General features: G+C 59.0%; 21 protein-coding genes. 14 read left to right on the top strand and 7 right to left on the bottom strand.

Annotated features, from left to right (window positions below):
- The 6 genes from GRI43_RS06410 to GRI43_RS06385 all read left to right on the top strand — a co-directional run bounded on the left by GRI43_RS06410 (position 1) and on the right by GRI43_RS06385 (position 2,920).
- Positions 1–372, top strand: a complete 372-nt coding sequence (locus GRI43_RS06410; RefSeq protein ID WP_160730190.1) for a dihydroneopterin aldolase — start codon at positions 1–3, stop codon at positions 370–372.
- Between the two features lie 5 nt (positions 373–377).
- The gene (locus tag GRI43_RS06405) at positions 378–695 is read left to right on the top strand and encodes a Rossmann fold domain-containing protein (RefSeq protein ID WP_160730189.1); all 318 of its coding nucleotides are present in this window, start codon (positions 378–380) and stop codon (positions 693–695) included.
- A complete protein-coding gene (gene moaA, locus GRI43_RS06400) occupies positions 688–1,689 on the top strand; it encodes a GTP 3',8-cyclase MoaA (RefSeq protein WP_160730188.1) in 1,002 nt (333 codons plus the stop codon). The genes GRI43_RS06405 and moaA overlap by 8 nt, the downstream gene beginning before the upstream one ends.
- A 1-nt stretch (position 1,690) precedes the next feature.
- The gene (locus GRI43_RS06395) at positions 1,691–1,933 is read left to right on the top strand and encodes a MoaD/ThiS family protein (RefSeq protein ID WP_160730187.1); all 243 of its coding nucleotides are present in this window, start codon (positions 1,691–1,693) and stop codon (positions 1,931–1,933) included.
- A gap of 4 nt (positions 1,934–1,937) precedes the next feature.
- Complete coding sequence (locus GRI43_RS06390; RefSeq protein ID WP_160730186.1) at positions 1,938–2,387, top strand: molybdenum cofactor biosynthesis protein MoaE; 450 nt, start codon at positions 1,938–1,940, stop codon at positions 2,385–2,387.
- Positions 2,388–2,485: 98 nt separating this feature from the next.
- Positions 2,486–2,920, top strand: coding sequence for a hypothetical protein (locus tag GRI43_RS06385; protein ID WP_160730185.1), 435 nt, complete (start codon positions 2,486–2,488; stop codon positions 2,918–2,920).
- Here the strand turns inward: GRI43_RS06385 and GRI43_RS06380 are convergent, their stop codons facing one another.
- A complete protein-coding gene (locus GRI43_RS06380) occupies positions 2,921–3,616 on the bottom strand; it encodes a Crp/Fnr family transcriptional regulator (RefSeq protein ID WP_160730184.1) in 696 nt (231 codons plus the stop codon).
- A complete protein-coding gene (locus GRI43_RS06375; RefSeq protein ID WP_160730183.1) occupies positions 3,613–4,125 on the bottom strand; it encodes a hypothetical protein in 513 nt (170 codons plus the stop codon). The genes GRI43_RS06380 and GRI43_RS06375 overlap by 4 nt, the downstream gene beginning before the upstream one ends.
- 217 nt (positions 4,126–4,342) lie before the next feature.
- On the opposite strand from GRI43_RS06375, the gene rplU reads away from it, so the two are divergent.
- The 3 genes from rplU (at position 4,343) to GRI43_RS06360 (ending at position 5,843) form a co-directional block, all read left to right on the top strand.
- Complete coding sequence (gene rplU, locus GRI43_RS06370) at positions 4,343–4,804, top strand: 50S ribosomal protein L21 (RefSeq protein WP_160730182.1); 462 nt, start codon at positions 4,343–4,345, stop codon at positions 4,802–4,804.
- Between the two features lie 26 nt (positions 4,805–4,830).
- The gene (gene rpmA, locus GRI43_RS06365) at positions 4,831–5,100 is read left to right on the top strand and encodes a 50S ribosomal protein L27 (RefSeq protein WP_160730181.1); all 270 of its coding nucleotides are present in this window, start codon (positions 4,831–4,833) and stop codon (positions 5,098–5,100) included.
- Between the two features lie 194 nt (positions 5,101–5,294).
- Complete coding sequence (locus GRI43_RS06360) at positions 5,295–5,843, top strand: GNAT family N-acetyltransferase (protein WP_160730180.1); 549 nt, start codon at positions 5,295–5,297, stop codon at positions 5,841–5,843.
- A 68-nt stretch (positions 5,844–5,911) separates the two neighbouring features.
- Here GRI43_RS06360 and GRI43_RS06355 read toward each other — a convergent pair whose 3' ends face one another.
- On the bottom strand, positions 5,912–6,790 hold the full coding sequence (locus GRI43_RS06355) for a metal-dependent hydrolase (protein WP_235903620.1): 879 nt from the start codon (positions 6,788–6,790) through the stop codon (positions 5,912–5,914).
- An 86-nt stretch (positions 6,791–6,876) separates the two neighbouring features.
- Positions 6,877–7,797, bottom strand: coding sequence for a metal-dependent hydrolase (locus GRI43_RS06350; RefSeq protein WP_160730178.1), 921 nt, complete (start codon positions 7,795–7,797; stop codon positions 6,877–6,879).
- A 28-nt stretch (positions 7,798–7,825) separates the two neighbouring features.
- Between GRI43_RS06350 and GRI43_RS06345 the strand changes: the two genes are divergently transcribed.
- Positions 7,826–8,422 carry a TetR/AcrR family transcriptional regulator gene (locus GRI43_RS06345; RefSeq protein ID WP_160730177.1) on the top strand — a complete coding sequence of 199 codons (597 nt, stop codon included), beginning with the start codon at positions 7,826–7,828 and terminating at the stop codon, positions 8,420–8,422.
- Between the two features lie 21 nt (positions 8,423–8,443).
- Here the strand turns inward: GRI43_RS06345 and ygfZ are convergent, their stop codons facing one another.
- Positions 8,444–9,184, bottom strand: coding sequence for a CAF17-like 4Fe-4S cluster assembly/insertion protein YgfZ (ygfZ, locus tag GRI43_RS06340; protein WP_160730176.1), 741 nt, complete (start codon positions 9,182–9,184; stop codon positions 8,444–8,446).
- Between the two features lie 51 nt (positions 9,185–9,235).
- Here ygfZ and GRI43_RS06335 point away from each other — a divergent pair, with 51 nt between their 5' ends.
- Together GRI43_RS06335 and pyrC are read left to right on the top strand one after the other, a co-directional pair.
- Entirely contained in the window at positions 9,236–10,066 is an 831-nt protein-coding gene (locus GRI43_RS06335; RefSeq protein ID WP_160730175.1) for a patatin-like phospholipase family protein, read from the top strand.
- An 86-nt stretch (positions 10,067–10,152) separates the two neighbouring features.
- The gene (gene pyrC, locus GRI43_RS06330) at positions 10,153–11,184 is read left to right on the top strand and encodes a dihydroorotase (RefSeq protein WP_160730174.1); all 1,032 of its coding nucleotides are present in this window, start codon (positions 10,153–10,155) and stop codon (positions 11,182–11,184) included.
- Here the strand turns inward: pyrC and rarD are convergent, their stop codons facing one another.
- A complete protein-coding gene (gene rarD / locus GRI43_RS06325) occupies positions 11,185–12,093 on the bottom strand; it encodes an EamA family transporter RarD (protein WP_160730173.1) in 909 nt (302 codons plus the stop codon).
- Between the two features lie 202 nt (positions 12,094–12,295).
- Between rarD and GRI43_RS06320 the strand changes: the two genes are divergently transcribed.
- Together GRI43_RS06320 and GRI43_RS06315 are read left to right on the top strand one after the other, a co-directional pair.
- Complete coding sequence (locus GRI43_RS06320) at positions 12,296–12,769, top strand: glycine zipper 2TM domain-containing protein (RefSeq protein ID WP_160730172.1); 474 nt, start codon at positions 12,296–12,298, stop codon at positions 12,767–12,769.
- A 254-nt stretch (positions 12,770–13,023) separates the two neighbouring features.
- Positions 13,024–13,752, top strand: a complete 729-nt coding sequence (locus GRI43_RS06315) for a hypothetical protein (protein WP_235903619.1) — start codon at positions 13,024–13,026, stop codon at positions 13,750–13,752.
- A gap of 8 nt (positions 13,753–13,760) precedes the next feature.
- Here the strand turns inward: GRI43_RS06315 and astD are convergent, their stop codons facing one another.
- A complete protein-coding gene (gene astD / locus GRI43_RS06310) occupies positions 13,761–15,176 on the bottom strand; it encodes a succinylglutamate-semialdehyde dehydrogenase (RefSeq protein ID WP_420849979.1) in 1,416 nt (471 codons plus the stop codon).
- Between the last annotated feature and the right edge of the window lie 153 nt (positions 15,177–15,329).

Below are 15,329 nucleotides of genomic sequence, written 5' to 3'. Positions count from 1 at the left end.
ATGGCCGATTCGCTAATCCTGGAAGTTGCCGATCTGGAGCATGATGTTCTGACTGGCATCTACTCCGAAGAAACTGGCAAGCCCCAGCCGCTCCGCATTACCATTCAGGCGAAGATGAAGATCGCCGATCGCTATGATCCGGACACGCCGCTGGAAGCGAGCAAGAATTATATGGACCTGAAGTTTGCAGCGACCGATGCGCTGCCCGAAGGGGTGCATTTCAAACTGATCGAGGCGGTGGCTGATCATATCTGCGAAACCCTGTTCGTGCAGGATGACCGGGTGGAGGCAATCACGGTCAAGATCGTGAAACTCGCGATTGCAGAAGCGAACGAGAAAATCGGCATCACCATGACGCGCGAGAGGCGCTGATCGCGGTGCACGAACTGCTGCGGATAGAAACACTGCCTGATGCGGCACTCGATGCCGCGGCTGCTTTCACCCGCGAATATCTGACCAGCGCGCGGGAGACTTTGGCGGGCGGGGCTGATCTCACGATTGTCTTGCCGGGAGCGCCGTATGACCACCGCGACTGGCGCCGGGCCCTGGCCCGCGATCTGGCCCGGGCGCACGCCCCTGCGCGGATCAATATCATTGCCGGGTCCGATGACTTGCGCATTTCGGCCACGGCGGATTATCTCGCCAAGGCTGCGGGCGTGACAGGTCAATATCTGGAAATGGCGCGCGATGAATGAAGCGCCGCTGCTGGACAGTTTCAACCGCCGGATCACCTATCTGAGGCTTTCGGTCACTGACCGGTGCGACCTGCGCTGCACCTATTGTATGCCGCAAAAAATGACCTTCCTGCCAAAGGCCGAAGTGCTTTCGCTGGAGGAGCTTCACACCCTTGCGATGGGATTTGTGGAGCGCGGGGTTGACCGGATCCGCCTGACCGGCGGCGAACCTTTGGTCAGGCGCGGGATCATGTCTCTGGTCGGGTCATTGTGCGGGCAGATCGGCAAGGGGCTGCGCGAGGTCACTCTCACCACGAATGGCACCCGGCTGAGCGAATTTGCCGCCGATCTGGCGAATGCCGGCGTGAGGCGCGTGAATGTTTCGCTCGATACGCTGGATGGAGCGATTTTTGAGCGGCTCACCCGGCGCTGCCGTTTGGATGAGGTAATGGCCGGGATCGAAGCCGCTCTGTCCGCTGGGCTGAGTGTGAAAATCAATACCGTGGCGCTAAAGGGGATCAATGAGCACGAAATCCCTGCGCTGATCGAGTGGGCGCATTCTCGTGGGTGCGACATCACCCTGATCGAAACTATGCCGCTTGGTGTGGTCGATGAAGACAGGACCGATCATTATCTTCCGTTACCCGGAGTGGTGCGCCAGCTCGAAGATCGCTGGGCACTGGCTCCGTCTCAGTACAAGACGGGCGGACCTGCCCGGTATTACGACATCAACGCGACCGGCGGCAGACTCGGAGTGATTACTCCGCTGACAGAGAATTTCTGCGCCGGTTGCAACCGCGTCAGGGTAACGGCGACCGGTCAGCTTTTCCCATGCCTCGGCGGGCGCGAACAAGTGGATCTGCGTGCGGCGTTACGGTCGCAAAACCCTGCAGAAGAGCTATCACGGGCGCTCGATACAGCGATGCACATCAAACCTGAGCGGCATAATTTCCGCATAGGCGATGACGAGACTGAGCCGCCACTTGCCCGCCATATGTCGATGACGGGCGGGTAGAATGGCGGTTCGGATTCTCTTCCTTGGCCCATTGGCTGATATTGCCGGCAGGCAGGAGCTGGCTGCACCTGCGCCGCTCGACTGGGCCGGACTGCTCGCGCTGGTCAGTGCAGAAGTTGCCGATCAGATCGCCGAAGACCGTGTGAACATCGCCTGCGGCGGGAGAGTTCTATCGGACAAGCGCACTCTCGCAGCGCAGGACGGCGATGAAGTCGCGCTTTTGCCGCCGGTCAGCGGCGGATAGCTGCATGGCATTGCGCGATGTCAGGCTGGTGGCCGAGCCATTCGATTCGGCCGAACTTGTGGAGCGCGCATTCAGCGAAGTCCCCGACACTGGCGGTGTTTGCACTTTTACCGGCAAGGTTCGGGGCAGCGGCGGTGTCGAGGCACTTGAGCTGACGCATTACGAACCGCTCACCCTGCCGGGGATGCATGATCTGGCGGATGCTGCCTTCACGCGATTCGATTTGCTGGGCCTGCTGATGGTTCACCGGATCGGGCAGATGGTGCCAGGGGACGATATCGTGTGCGTATCTGCCGCAGCTATGCATCGCCGCGATGCGATTGATGCGGCCGATTTTTGCATGGACCATCTGAAAAGCGCAGCATGGTTCTGGAAACGCGAAAAACGCTCCGACGGCTGGCACTGGATCGAGCCGGTACCCAGCGATCATGCAAGCCTCGCCCGCTGGAAATAATGCGCACAATTCGCCAAGCTGATTCGATCCTTTGATTCAGATCAAAGCGTGATCCCGGCGCACGGTTCACAAAGGTCTCCGACGCAAAGGAGCCTATCATGTCCAAATACAGCACTCGCGAACTCGTTGCCGACAAGGCCATTGTCCGTGAAGAGATCGCCATCTCTGCCCCGGCTGTTCCCGAGGCGGACCGTAGTTTCAATCTTCCAACCGGCCTATATGTCGCGACCGCTGGATCCTATTTCGCATTTCTCGGCATCATGTCGGTCGGGTTTTCCACACCCGGCCTGATCCTGCCAATCGGGATCATGGTTGTCTTGCTGACGGCGTTTTTTGGCATCGCGACCATCTTTGTGCGGACCGACCCCGCAGCCCGTGCGAAGATCATGCGCTTAGGCCAGCTGCGCAGCCGCGGTGTGATGACCCACACTGGCAGACTGTCGATGAAGGATGTGGCGATCCAGATGCTGATTCTTCCGGTCCTGATTGTCATGTGGGGTCTGACAGTCGTGACCATAGCTGCGCTGGTGTGATTAAGAGGAAAGATCACTCATGAAGCGCAGCCGCGCGGGGTCGACAATCTCGATCCCGCGCGAGCCGTTTTTGACGATCACGCCGGTTTTTTCCAATTTGGATAATTGCCGGCTGACCGTTTCGATAGTGACCCCGAGAAGGTTAGCAATCTCGCCGCGGGTCAGCGGCAATTCGAATCGCTGGGCCGGATGACAGGGCGAATCGCTCGCTGCCTGAGCCAGAGCCATAATAAGCGTGGCGATTTTCTCTTCAGCGCTGTTCTTGCCTGCCATCGCCAGCAATTCCCGTGATGCGTGCAAATCCTCCTGCGCACGGCGGAGCAGCGCCCGGGCCAGGGCGGGGTGCTGATCAAGCGCGTTTTCCATATCTCCGCGGCCAAACAGGCACAGCCTGCTTTCGCCCAGCGCAACAACGTCATAATCGGAAAACGGGCGGAACAACTCGCCGATGAAACCGGCAGGGTGGATCAGCGCAAGTATCCGCTCGTTTCCTTCACTGTCGATCCGGGTAACTTTCAGCGCGCCGGTCAGAAGGGTAGCGCATGCATTGCCTTCGTCACCTGCATGAAACAGCGTATCGCCGCGCTTCAGATCGACATGCCGGCCTGATTTGGAAAGCGTGTCGCGGTCAGCCTCGGACAATACTGAGCAGGCAGCACGGTCGCGTACTGGGCAGGTCGCGCAGGCAAGGCTCATTGCGCGCCGCCGCGAAGTTCCGCGAGAACTGCATCCTCTTCGCGGACCATGGCCAATACCTTGTCCCGTGCCTGTGCAATCTGGCCCCGTTCGACAAAATCGAGAGTCGCGTCGGTAAAGATGAGGTCGAGGTCGCCCAAGGCAATTGCGGTGAGGCTCCTGATCGAATCGAGGTCTGCCAGAGCAACTTGCGCGCTCGCCCATGAATTGCTTGCGACTGCTGCATTCCTGCCAGACCTAACCGCACCGCGCGCGTCGGGGGCTGCGGCGAGGAAGCGCTGATGGGATTCGCGGGCGGAGCTTTCAAGCGCGGCAATGCGGCCTATAAGATCGCTAGGTAATGGGGACGGGGCCGTTTGGACTGCATCCACACCGCCTACAGGCAGAGTCCCCGACACCCGCTCGGCATCGCGGATAGCGAGCGAGGGGTAGGTCTTGCCTGAAGACGCGCATCCAGCGGCGCAGAACGCCAGAGACAAAAGTGTGATCGCTGCTGTTCGACTAGACATCGGCCTTGCCTTAGCACGCAATCCCCGGCTTTCCATCCAGAGAGTGCCACTGGTTGCAGCAGATCGTGAAAAAAGCAGGCCTGAAAACGTTGACTTGAGCGGGGCTATCCCTTAACGGCACCTTTCTTTCCGGCAGGCCCGCCATTTCGGCGGCTTTTCGGGTGCGCCGTACTCATGATGGGTGCGGCACTGCAGATAAATTGAAAGTGACAAAACCATGTTCGCAGTAGTGCGCACTGGCGGCAAACAGTACCGGGTTGCCGCAGGAGACAAGATCGCAGTTGAAAAGCTGGCTGGTGAAGCTGGCGATACCGTTACCCTGGGTGACGTGCTGCTTGCCGGTGAAGGCGATTCGATCGCTGATGCTTCCAAGGTTTCGGTTTCGGCTGAAATCATTGCGCAGGCCAAGAGCGAAAAGGTCGTCGTTTTCAAGAAGCGCCGCCGCCACAACTACCGCCGCAAGGCTGGTCACCGTCAGCAGATGACCCTGCTTCGCATCACCGACGTTGGTGAAGGTTCGAAGAAGGCTGCGACGAAGAAGGCCGCTCCAAAGAAGGAAGCTTCTGAAGAGACCAAGGCTCCGGCTAAGAAGGCTGCTCCCAAGAAGGAAGCTGCTGAGAAGAAGGCTCCTGCAAAGAAGCCTGCTGCCAAGAAGGCGCCCGCTAAGAAAGCGGACTAAGACAAGTTTCGAAAGAGTAAGAGACAATGGCACATAAAAAAGCAGGTGGTTCATCCCGCAACGGTCGCGACTCAGCAGGTCGCCGCCTTGGTGTGAAGAAATTCGGTAGCCAGGAAGTGATTCCGGGCAACATTATCGTGCGCCAGCGTGGCACCAAGTTCTATCCGGGCACCAATGTCGGGATGGGCAAGGACCACACGCTCTTCGCCCTCGAAGGCGGTCGCGTGCGATTCCACTCAGGTAAACAAGGCCGTAAATACGTGTCCGTGGACATGATGGCCGAAGCCGCCGAATAACTGGATAGTTCACTGACAGGGCTATCCGACAGGATGGTCCGCCGAACACTCGGCAACTCCAGAGGGAGATCGGATCATCCGGTCTCCCTCTTGTCGTATCTCCCTCACGAACCGGCGAAAATTGCTTTCGCCGCAATGTGAATGTCACGCATCATGCTTAGGGGGCTGGTGCGGGGCCTTGAGGAGAAGACGCCATGTTCCATCGCACTGAACGGCTGTTTCTACGGCCAGCCTGGCCCGAGGATTGGGAAGAGATCTATCGCGGCATGGCTGATCAACAGGTCGTGATGAACCTCGCCACCGCGCCGTGGCCCTATACGGCAGAGGACGCCCGCAATTTCGCCGCGCGCAAGCAGGATGGTTTTCTGCCCAGTTTCGTGGTCACTTTGCCCGAAGCAGGTCTCATCGGTGGGGCGGGAATCGGCATTGATGACGATACCGGCAATGTCCAGCTCGGCTATTGGATCGCACGCGAATGGTGGGGCAAGGGTTTCGCGACAGAGGCGGCCCGTTCCCTGCTGCAGATCGCAGGCACGCTTGGACACAAGCGTATGACGGCATCACATTTCATCGATAACCCTGCCTCGGGCAAGGTTCTGCGGAAAGCGGGTTTCACACCGACTGGCCGAATCCGGCCCGCATATAGCCGTGCCCGCGGTCGGCGCGATCCGGTGGCCTGTTTTGAGGCGAAGCTTGACGGAGACGATGATATCGGTCCGCAAGACATGAAACAGGCCGCCTGATGTCTCACAAATGACAAAGCCCCCGACCGCGAGGCCGGGGGCTTTTTCGTAAGTCCTTAAGGGGATTGTTACTCAGCAGGCATCAGTGCGTCTGCAAATTCGCCTTCATATTTCTGGATCAGTTCGCGGTCGTCATGATCCCATGGGTGGAAGCCCGGTTTGAAATAGGCGAGCCATGCCGGGAAAATCCGGCGAACGACACCGGGAGTGACTGTCAGGTATTTGAACAGACCCCAGCGCGCCTTCCATCCGGTGATACCGTCCTGAGCAAGCAGGTTCAGCGAGTCTTTCCAGCGGTTCTTGAAGAACCGGCCAGTCACCGAAACCATCACCAGACTGCGAACTTTCCAGCGCTGCCAGTCGGACCAATCCTTGGTCGCATGGTTCCAGGTGTCATACGCCACGCCTTTATGCTCGACTTCCTCGACCGAGTGCCAGCGCCACATGTCGCGCACTTCCGGATCGGCATTTTCAAAATGCTTGGGGTTGGCGAGGAATTCGTGCGCCATCATCGCGGTGTAATGCTCCAGCGCCATCGTCACAGCCAGATTGGCGATCGCCGGACGGTCCTTTGTCAGGTCGAGCATTTCTTTCACGCGCTGATCGATTGCCTTGATGTCGTAACCGGCATTTTCAGCCAGTTTGTTGAAGGCAATGTGCTCGCGGGTGTGGTTGATTTCCTGCTTTACGAAAGCGCGGATTTCTTCGGCCAGTTTCGGCTCGGCGCCTTCGCGGTGTGCCTTTACGGCTTCGATGAAGAAAGCCTCTCCGCGAGGGAAAGTCGCCGAAAGCGCGTTGTGCCAAGCGGTTCCGAATGCATCGCCGGCCCACCAACGGTTTGGCGTGGTTTCACGATTGAAGCGTTCGTCCCGGACCACGATGTCGAGGTCGTTAGGTGTCGGGCTGCGTTTTGTCGCATCCAGATTGATCTTGGCAGGGGCGTTCAAGGCAAACTCCATTGATAACTGACATTGATGTAAGTAGCTCTTACTTACATCAATGTCAATAAGGGTTGGTTGCGCTTGAGCCGACGTTACTCGGCGGGCATCACCGCGTCTGCATAAGGGCTGTCGAGCTTGCCGATCAATGCTCGGTCATCCAGCTTCCAAGGGTGGAATCCCGGCATCAGGATCTTTGCCCATTCGAAGAACATGCGGCGCATCATGCCCGGCTTCCACCACAGAAACGCATAAAGCTTCCATTTGGCTTTCCGGCGGCTGTAGCCATCCTGTTCCAGCAAGCCGATCGCATCGCGGATGCGGTTTCCGAAATATTTGCGAGTGATCAGCATCGCGATCAAGGTCTTGACGCGGTATCGCTTCCACCGGCTCCAGTCTTTCGTCGCGTGGAGCCACACATCATAGGTGATACCCTTGTGCTCGATCTCTTCTGTCGCGTGCCAGCGCCAGATATCCGCGGCAACCGGATCGGCACCTTCCAGATAGCGCGGATCGGACAGCAGATGATGGCTGATGATCGCGGCGAAATGTTCCAGTGCGATGGTTATGGCGAGGTTGAATTCTTTCGGCCGGCCTTCGGTCAGTTCCAGCATTGACTGGATGCCCTGGTCAATGCTTTCGACATTGTATCCGTGGTCGGACACGAGCCGGTTGAACGCGACATGTTCGCGGGTGTGATTGATTTCCTGTGTGGTGAACGCCTTCATCTCAGCAGCGATTTCGGCAGGCACCGTATCGCGAAACATCCGCATGGTATCGATGAAGAACGCTTCACCGCGCGGCAGGCTGGCGGACACCGAATTGTACCACGCGGTCGCCACCGGATCGCCCGAATGCCACCAGCGCGGCGTTCTGTGATTGCGGTCAAAGCGCTGGTCGCGAACAATGAGTTCGTGTTCTGCGGGCGTTGCGCTATCAATCGCGGTGAAGGCCTGCGTCGCCGGCTTGTCGAGAGCCGCGGTCCGCTTTACGTCGATCGAGGTCTGCTTGTTCATGTTAAGAATCTACTAGGCATAAGTGTTAATGGCAACTCGCAAACGTTTAACCCCCGAAGAGTCCCGCAATTCTGCGCTAGAAGCGGCGCGCGCGTTACTTATCGAAACGGGTCCGCAATCAGTCACTCTTAAGGCTGTTTCTGCAAGGGTTGGGCGCACACATGCTAACCTGCTGCACCATTTCGGGTCAGCTTCTGGATTGCAGAAGGCGCTGGCCGAACATTTGGCAAAAACCGTCTGCGAGACGATCAAGGACGCGGTTCGCGCCAGCCGTGCGGGACTCGGCAGCCCGCGCGAAGTGGTCGATCTGGCTTTCGACGCTTTTGACAAGGAAGGCGCGGGCGGGCTCGCCAGCTGGATGCTGCTGACGGGTAACGAAGATGCGCTCGATCCGATTATCGAAACGATCCACGAACTGGTTGATGAACTGGCACCGGAAGAAGCCAGCGATCATCAGGGCGTGATGGCGATGCATGAAAACACGCTTACGCTGGTTCTGCTGGCGCTGGGTGATGCTTTGATGGGCAAGGCGCTGGCCCGGTCGCTCAACCTGCCGGAAAGCGCGGCGCGAGACCGGGCGGAGCGTTTGCTGACCGATTCGCTCGATCTGGTCGGGCAGGGCTGACTTCAGCCGGCCTTCGGACCGTCAGCCAGCCTCGCCTGCCGTTAATTTCATCCATTCCGGAGTGCTGGCCGGATCGATATCTGCAACGCGCAGGTGATCGATGGCAAAGCAAAGCTCGGGATAGGCTATCTTTTGCCGCTTCGGATCAGAGTCGCTTGCCGGAACCACCAGCAGGCGGCGATTGACCTTTTGCCGCCAGTTCATGCGCGCGGTGTTCTCCTGACCAATATAGCAGCCCTTTTCGAAGCTGACGCCGTGCAGTTCGGCTGCATTGGTTTCCAGCCACAGAATATCGCCAAGCTCGCCGCGCCCCTCCGGCACGCCAAGGCGCAGCCTGTGTTCCAGCCAGGCATGGTCTGCCGCGGCGTCATCTTCGGATACGGGTGACAGCCAGCGCTGGCCAAGATCGGCGAGACGCGGATCGCGAGCACCCCCGTCGCCCTGTTCTGCCTGCCAGTAGACGCCGATTGTATCGTCGCGGCTGATGTCGATCTTGCGGCGGAGCCGGTACAGAGAAAGGCGCTTGACTAAATCGTCTGCGGCGTCAGCTTCGCAATCGATCAGCAATTGCCCGTCACCGGCAGGCCATATCAGAAAGTCGAACATCGTCTTGCCTTGCGCGCTGAGCAATCCGGCCCAGACAGGTAGCTGTCCCTTCACATCGTTGGTGACGAGGCCTTGCAGGAAATCGGCCACGTTTTCCGTGTCGTCCTGAGGAGCCAAACGGATAACCGCGCGTTGGAACAATCTGTGTGCTGACATACGCTACACATAGGGCGCGGGTTTCCTAAGGGAAGGGGCAAGGACAAGCAGATGAGCAGCAGAGACACCGGATTTGATCAGGTTGCTTTCTCGGGCGGAGGGATCCGCTGTTTCTGGCATGGCGGCTTTCTGTCTGAGGTGGGAAGCTATGCCGACCTGCGGCCCGACCGAATCAGCGGCGTTTCCGGCGGCGCTTTGTCTGGTGCCGCGTGGATCGGGGAGGTCGAGGAAGACCTCTACGATTTGATGCGGCAAGCGTTTCAGCAAAACGACGCCAACCTGAAATCCGGTCGCTCCAATTTCACCCCGCATCAGGAAATGTACCGTGCGGTTGTGTCCACTACGCTCGATGATCGGGCGATCGAGCGGATTGCCGACGGACCGCAATTCGAAGTGATACTTGGTCTGCCTCCGCAATGGCTGTACCCCCGTCTTGTGGCGGTTTTTGCCGGAATTGCCTATCAGCTGGACCAGCAGGTTCGTTCGACCCCGCACCTTGCCTTGCCGCGCGCGATGGGCATGCGATCGCTGCGAGTCGATGCCAGGCAGGCGGCACAACAAGGCCGGCTGGTCGATCTGATCTGCGCCGCAGCGACGATACCGCCCGTGTTTGACGTGCCCGAATGGGAAGGGCGCGACGTGCTCGATGGGGGAATGCTCGACAAGGCCCCTCTGCCGCAGCCGGACGAGGGAAGAACTCTCGTCTTGCTGACCCGGCGTTATCGCAATCTGCCCGTGAGTGACCAGCATATCTATGTCCAGCCAAGCAAGGAAGTGGCGGCAGACAAGATCGATTTCACCGACGAAACCAAGGTAACCCGAACTTGGGAGCAGGGGCAGCGCGATGCGCGCAGCTGGCTCGGCGGCGGCTGCGACGCCTGATGATGCGCTTAAGTCGGGACTCTGCGGCAATTCGTCCCTATGGATACGGCCAACCCTGAACCGCGTCATTTGCGAGTATGAGTAGTATGGACAGCATTACCATCCGCCGGCCCGACGATTGGCACGTACACCTGCGCGATGGCGCGATTCTGGAAGGTGTGGCCCGCTACACTGCGCGCCAGTTCGCTCGTGCGATTGTTATGCCGAACCTGTCACCGCCTGTTACCGATGCGGCGTCCGCATCCGCCTATCGCGACCGGATCATGGCGGCGGTACCGGCGGATATGGACTTCACCCCGCTGATGACCTGCTATCTGACCGACCAGACCGACCCGGCAGAAATTGAGCGCGGGTTTGCCCAAGGCGTTTTCACCGCCGCAAAATTGTATCCGGCGAATGCGACAACGAATTCCGCGCACGGTGTCAGCGACATCGCCAATTTGCGCGATGTGATGGCCGTGATGGAACAGATCGGGATGCCGCTGCTGATCCACGGCGAAGTGACTGATGCCGACATCGACATTTTCGACCGGGAGAAAGTCTTCATTGAGCGGAATATGAAACGCGTGGTGGGCGACTTTCCCGAACTGAAAGTGGTGTTTGAACACATCACCACCTCTGATGCGGTTGATTTCGTCGAATCGTGCGGTGCGAATGTCGGCGCGACGATCACGCCGCAACATCTTCACATCAACCGCAACGCGATGCTGGTCGGCGGGATCAGGCCGCACGCCTATTGCCTGCCGGTTGCCAAGCGCGAACATCACAGGCTTGCGCTGCGCAAGGCGGCGACTTCGGGTTCTGCGAAATATTTCCTCGGCACCGACAGCGCGCCTCATGCAAAGGATGCGAAGGAGAATGCCTGCGGCTGTGCCGGTATTTTCAATGCGCCGTTCGCGCTGGAAAGTTACCTGACAGTGTTCGAGGAAGCGGGCGCGCTGGACCGGTTCGAAGCATTTGCATCGCTAAATGGTCCCGCATTCTACGGCCTGCCGGTAAACGAGCAGACGATCACGCTGACCAAAACGGCGAATGAAGTCCCGCAGACTGTCGACGCCAATGGCACGCCCATTGTTCCGTTCCACGCAGGCGAAACGATAGGCTGGAAATACGCCTGATCAGGCCTCGGTTTTTACCGGTCTGGCCCGGCGGGCCCACATATCCCAGACGAATATCGCCAAGGCGGTCCAGATCATTACGAAGCAGGCCAGTTGAACAGGCTTCAGATCTTCCCGGAATACGAACAGGCCGAGCAGGAACACGATGGTCGGGGCGAGGAACTGGATGAAACCCAGCGTCGAATAATCCATCCGGCGCGCGGCCACCGCAAACATCAGCAGCGGAACAGCGGTTAGTACGCCGCCCAGCATGATCGCGAGGCTAAGCCATAGATCCACGGTGAAAGAAGACCCGACCGGCTCCTGCGCATAGAAAAGTGCAACTCCGGCTGCGGGTAGCAGCAGGATCGCCGACTCGATGGTCAGTCCGGGGAGAGAGCCGACCGCAACCCGTTTGCGCAGCAGCCCGTAAGTGCCAAAGCTGAAGGCCAGAGTCAGGCTGATCCATAGGGTGGTCAGCGCGCCAGCGGCCAGGATTGCGACGCCGGATGCAGCCAGACCTACGGCAAGCCATTGCCGCTTGCTCAGCCTCTCACCCAGCACAAACGTGCCGAGCAGCACGTTGATCAGCGGATTGATGTAATATCCAAGACTGGCTGCATAAATATGCCCGTTCTGGATGGCCCAGACGTAAACCAGCCAGTTGATCGCGATCAGCGTCGCACTGGCGCACAGTGTCATCACCACCCGCCGGTCGCCCAGCGCGGCGATTACGTCAGCAAATTGTTTGCGAAAGGCGACGATCAAAAGGCAGAAGGGCAGCGTCCAGATAATTCGCCAGCCGACGAATTCGAAGGGCGGCACCGTCTTCACCAGCACGAGATAGAGCGGCAACAAGCCCCAAATTATGTAGGCACCCAGCGCGGCTGGCAGTCCCGATGGGGGTGAGTTTTCAGGCTGTGTGCTCATCGCCAGCCCTTAGTCGTGCATGATTCCTCCCGCAAGTCCGCCGAAATGAAACGGTCCAACCGTGTTTTTCACTCATCTCGCCGCAGCTTTCGATTCCTGACTTTGCGGTTGCACTCTGTTCAGGAAGTGCGGCCTATTCCTGAACATGCCGGACGAAAACACACTGTCTCGCCCGACTTTGATGACAGTTAAGGAAAGAATCATGCAGCTAACAAAATTCAGAACGCTCGCCCTGGCAGCCGCAGTGCCGTGCGCCATTTTGGCTACTCCGGCAGCCGCGGCACCTGCCTCCCACGGCCAGTACGGCGTCGAAATCTATCACTCCGCGCAGAGCGACAATCACCAAGTGTTCGAGCACAAGCGCAAGAAGCATCGCCGCGCTTACAATCGCGGGCGTGGCTACGACGACCGCGGCTATCGCAACTATCGCAGTGACTACCGCGATTATGGCCAGCCGGTTTACCGCGATACGCGCATCTGGCGCGGACGCGACAACCGCTATTATTGCCGCAAGGAAGACGGCACCACAGGCCTGCTTATCGGCGGTGCTGTCGGCGGCCTGATCGGCAATGAAGTTGCCGGCCGCGGGGACAAGACGCTCGGCGCGATCCTTGGCGCAGCAGGCGGTGCAATCCTGGGCAGGGCAATCGACCGCAGCAATTCGCGCTGCCGCTAAAATCTCTCAACTACGGCTGCACCCACCAGCAGCCGCAGCGCGGTTCCCACCGATCCGTGTGAAGCGTCCGGTCGTCATTCAGGCGGCCGGGCGCTTCTTTGCGTACGATTGCGGGAACTTCAGGAAGTGTAGGAATTGCGGGCAAAACCATCCCTAATAGGGACAGCGCAAATCTTAACCATGTCTGGTAGCGTTTGATTAACCTTGGCAGGCGAGGCGAGTGGAAATTGATTTTCCTGGATGGAGTCCCGCTCATGTCGAAGCCCGTATCGAAACGCCTTATGTTGTCTGCCGCTCTCGCGCCCATGCTGTTGCTGGCGGCCTGTGACGACACACCGGAGGGCGCCGCCGATGGGACGATGGACCCGGCATCGGAGCAAGCTCTTAACGATCAAATCATGGTCGATCCCGACCTGGCGGGCCAGAACGAGGGCAATGCTGCCCTGACTGGCGGAACCGACCAGTCGATACCCAAGGAAAACATGACACCCGAAGCGATCCAGGCGGCACGCGATGCAGCCTTTGCGCTGGTTGGTGGCAGTGACGGACTGAAAGAGCTTCCGGCTGCGAAGAAAATGGAAGGCGCGCTGCCCGACAGTGCTGCACTGACAGCAGCGGCCCGCGCCGCGGTCTCGCCGGGCGGGGCAAATTGTTCTGAAAGTGTAAAGTATTCAGCGTCCTGGGCAGCAAAGTTGCCAGCGATTTTCCCGGTCTATCCACGCGGTACCACTAAGGAAGCTGCGGGCACCGACATGGGCGATTGCGCGCTTCGCGTGGTGAATTACCTCACGCCGGTGCCGATGGAAGAAGTGCTGGCGTTCTATTACAGCCGTGCGGTCACTGGCGGATATTCCGCAGAACATGTGCTGCGCGGCGGCGACAACATCGTGTCCGGTACCAAAGGCGATGCGTCGTATGTGATCTATGCGCGCAAGCTCTCCAACGGCCTGACCGAAGTTGACCTGGTGACCAGCGGCAGTTGATCAGCCGCTCAGCTGTCGCCCAGGCCGACTCCGATATTGGCACGCGGTTGTTCCATCTCGGTGCTGGCAACGGGATAGGCACAATAGTCAGCGGCATAGAATGCTGCCGGTCGGTGGTTGCCTGACAATCCCAATCCGCCGAATGGCGCGCTTGATGACGCACCGTTTGTCGGCCGGTTCCAGTTGATGATCCCGGCGCGTACATTCGCCCAGAAGCGGTTGTAATCCTGCGGGCTGCCTCCTATCAGCGAGGCTGAAAGGCCAAATCGCGTCCGGTTCGCTTCCTTGATTGCCGCGTCGAAATCCTTGACCTTGATCACCTGAAGCAGCGGGCCAAACAGTTCGACATCGGGCCGGTCCGACATTTCCGTTGTATCGATTATCGCGGGCGAGAGGAACGGCAGGTCGTCTTTCGGGCGGGTCATGTGGCGAATTGCCTTTCCGCCATTCGACAGGAAATAGAGAAAGCTTTCTACAAGCTGCTCTGCCGCCATGTTGTCGATAACCGGACCCATGAAAGGGGCGGGATCGGCAAAGGGCTCATCCACGATTATCCGGCTAACAAGCGATTTCAGCTCGGTGATGACCGGTTCGTACATGCTTTCCTTGATGATCAGGCGGCGCGCGGCGGTGCAGCGCTGCCCTGCACTGGTGAACGCCGACTGGACGATCAAAGTCGCCGCATCGGTGATCTTCGGCGTGTCTATCACGACGATCGGATTGTTGCCGCCCATTTCCAGCGCGACGATCTTGCCCGGATTGTTGGCTAGCCGCTTGTTGATCGCAATGCCTGCCTGTGCAGACCCGGTGAACAGCACGCCATTGACCCCGCGATGCGCGACCAGCGCCTTGCCTTCTTCCGGGCCGCCCACGACGAATTGTGCGACAGCGGCAGAAATTCCGGCGCGGTTGAAGCAGGTCATCAGCAATTCGCCAACGGCCGGTGTCTTCTCGCTTGGCTTGAAAATCACCACATTGCCCGCGATCAGAGCTGGCACGATGTGTCCGTTGGGCAGGTGGGCAGGGAAGTTGTAAGGGCCGAGCACGACCATCACGCCGTGCGGCTTGTGCCGTACCGCGGATGAACCCTGCAGCGCCCCGTCGAGCCTTTTCTGTCCGGTCCGCTCTGCATAGGCGTTCACGGAAATCTCGACCTTGTTTATGACGGCCTCGACTTCGGTACGCGCTTCCCACAGCGGTTTGCCGGTTTCTTTCGAGATTAGCTCGGCCATCTCGTCCGATGCCTTGCGCACTTCATTGGCAAACCGGCGTACCAGTTCGATTCGTGTGGCAAGTGGCTGCGCGGCCCAGGCGGGCCATGCACGGCGCGCACGGTCGACCGCTGCATCGACATCGTCGACCTTGCGCCGCCAAAGCTCTTCCCCCGTCGCCGGTTCGAAGGAAATGATCTCGTTATCAGCCACGCGTGTCGTCCTCACTCGCATACAAGCATTCATTATATTGGCTTTACAGGCGGTAATTCCAGCCCGAAGCACTTCGCTTCTAGCTAGAGTTTCCAGCGGGTCAAATTTACTCGGCAGACTGCCAACAGGCTGGAGCGGCCTGACTGCGCATAA

The sequence above is a fragment of the Pontixanthobacter luteolus genome (assembly GCF_009828095.1).
GTDB classification, from domain to species: Bacteria; Pseudomonadota; Alphaproteobacteria; order Sphingomonadales; family Sphingomonadaceae; genus Pontixanthobacter; species Pontixanthobacter luteolus.
Note: the sequence above shows the minus strand (reverse complement) of the source record. Positions and strands in the feature narration are given on the sequence as shown.

Excerpts from the sequence above, each read along its gene's own strand:
- GRI43_RS06315 (WP_235903619.1), top strand. The coding sequence starts at position 13,024 with ATGTCGAAGCCCGTATCGAAACGCCTTATGTTGTCTGCCGCTCTCGCG.
- rarD (WP_160730173.1), bottom strand. The coding sequence starts at position 12,093 with ATGAGCACACAGCCTGAAAACTCACCCCCATCGGGACTGCCAGCCGCG.
- GRI43_RS06360 (WP_160730180.1), top strand. The coding sequence starts at position 5,295 with ATGTTCCATCGCACTGAACGGCTGTTTCTACGGCCAGCCTGGCCCGAG.
- GRI43_RS06410 (WP_160730190.1), top strand. The coding sequence starts at position 1 with ATGGCCGATTCGCTAATCCTGGAAGTTGCCGATCTGGAGCATGATGTT.
- GRI43_RS06320 (WP_160730172.1), top strand. The coding sequence starts at position 12,296 with ATGCAGCTAACAAAATTCAGAACGCTCGCCCTGGCAGCCGCAGTGCCG.
- GRI43_RS06345 (WP_160730177.1), top strand. The coding sequence starts at position 7,826 with ATGGCAACTCGCAAACGTTTAACCCCCGAAGAGTCCCGCAATTCTGCG.
- GRI43_RS06390 (WP_160730186.1), top strand. The coding sequence starts at position 1,938 with ATGGCATTGCGCGATGTCAGGCTGGTGGCCGAGCCATTCGATTCGGCC.
- rpmA (WP_160730181.1), top strand. The coding sequence starts at position 4,831 with ATGGCACATAAAAAAGCAGGTGGTTCATCCCGCAACGGTCGCGACTCA.
- GRI43_RS06335 (WP_160730175.1), top strand. The coding sequence starts at position 9,236 with ATGAGCAGCAGAGACACCGGATTTGATCAGGTTGCTTTCTCGGGCGGA.
- rplU (WP_160730182.1), top strand. The coding sequence starts at position 4,343 with ATGTTCGCAGTAGTGCGCACTGGCGGCAAACAGTACCGGGTTGCCGCA.
- moaA (WP_160730188.1), top strand. The coding sequence starts at position 688 with ATGAATGAAGCGCCGCTGCTGGACAGTTTCAACCGCCGGATCACCTAT.
- GRI43_RS06380 (WP_160730184.1), bottom strand. The coding sequence starts at position 3,616 with ATGAGCCTTGCCTGCGCGACCTGCCCAGTACGCGACCGTGCTGCCTGC.
- GRI43_RS06395 (WP_160730187.1), top strand. The coding sequence starts at position 1,691 with ATGGCGGTTCGGATTCTCTTCCTTGGCCCATTGGCTGATATTGCCGGC.
- ygfZ (WP_160730176.1), bottom strand. The coding sequence starts at position 9,184 with ATGTCAGCACACAGATTGTTCCAACGCGCGGTTATCCGTTTGGCTCCT.
- GRI43_RS06350 (WP_160730178.1), bottom strand. The coding sequence starts at position 7,797 with ATGAACAAGCAGACCTCGATCGACGTAAAGCGGACCGCGGCTCTCGAC.
- GRI43_RS06375 (WP_160730183.1), bottom strand. The coding sequence starts at position 4,125 with ATGTCTAGTCGAACAGCAGCGATCACACTTTTGTCTCTGGCGTTCTGC.
- GRI43_RS06385 (WP_160730185.1), top strand. The coding sequence starts at position 2,486 with ATGTCCAAATACAGCACTCGCGAACTCGTTGCCGACAAGGCCATTGTC.
- pyrC (WP_160730174.1), top strand. The coding sequence starts at position 10,153 with ATGGACAGCATTACCATCCGCCGGCCCGACGATTGGCACGTACACCTG.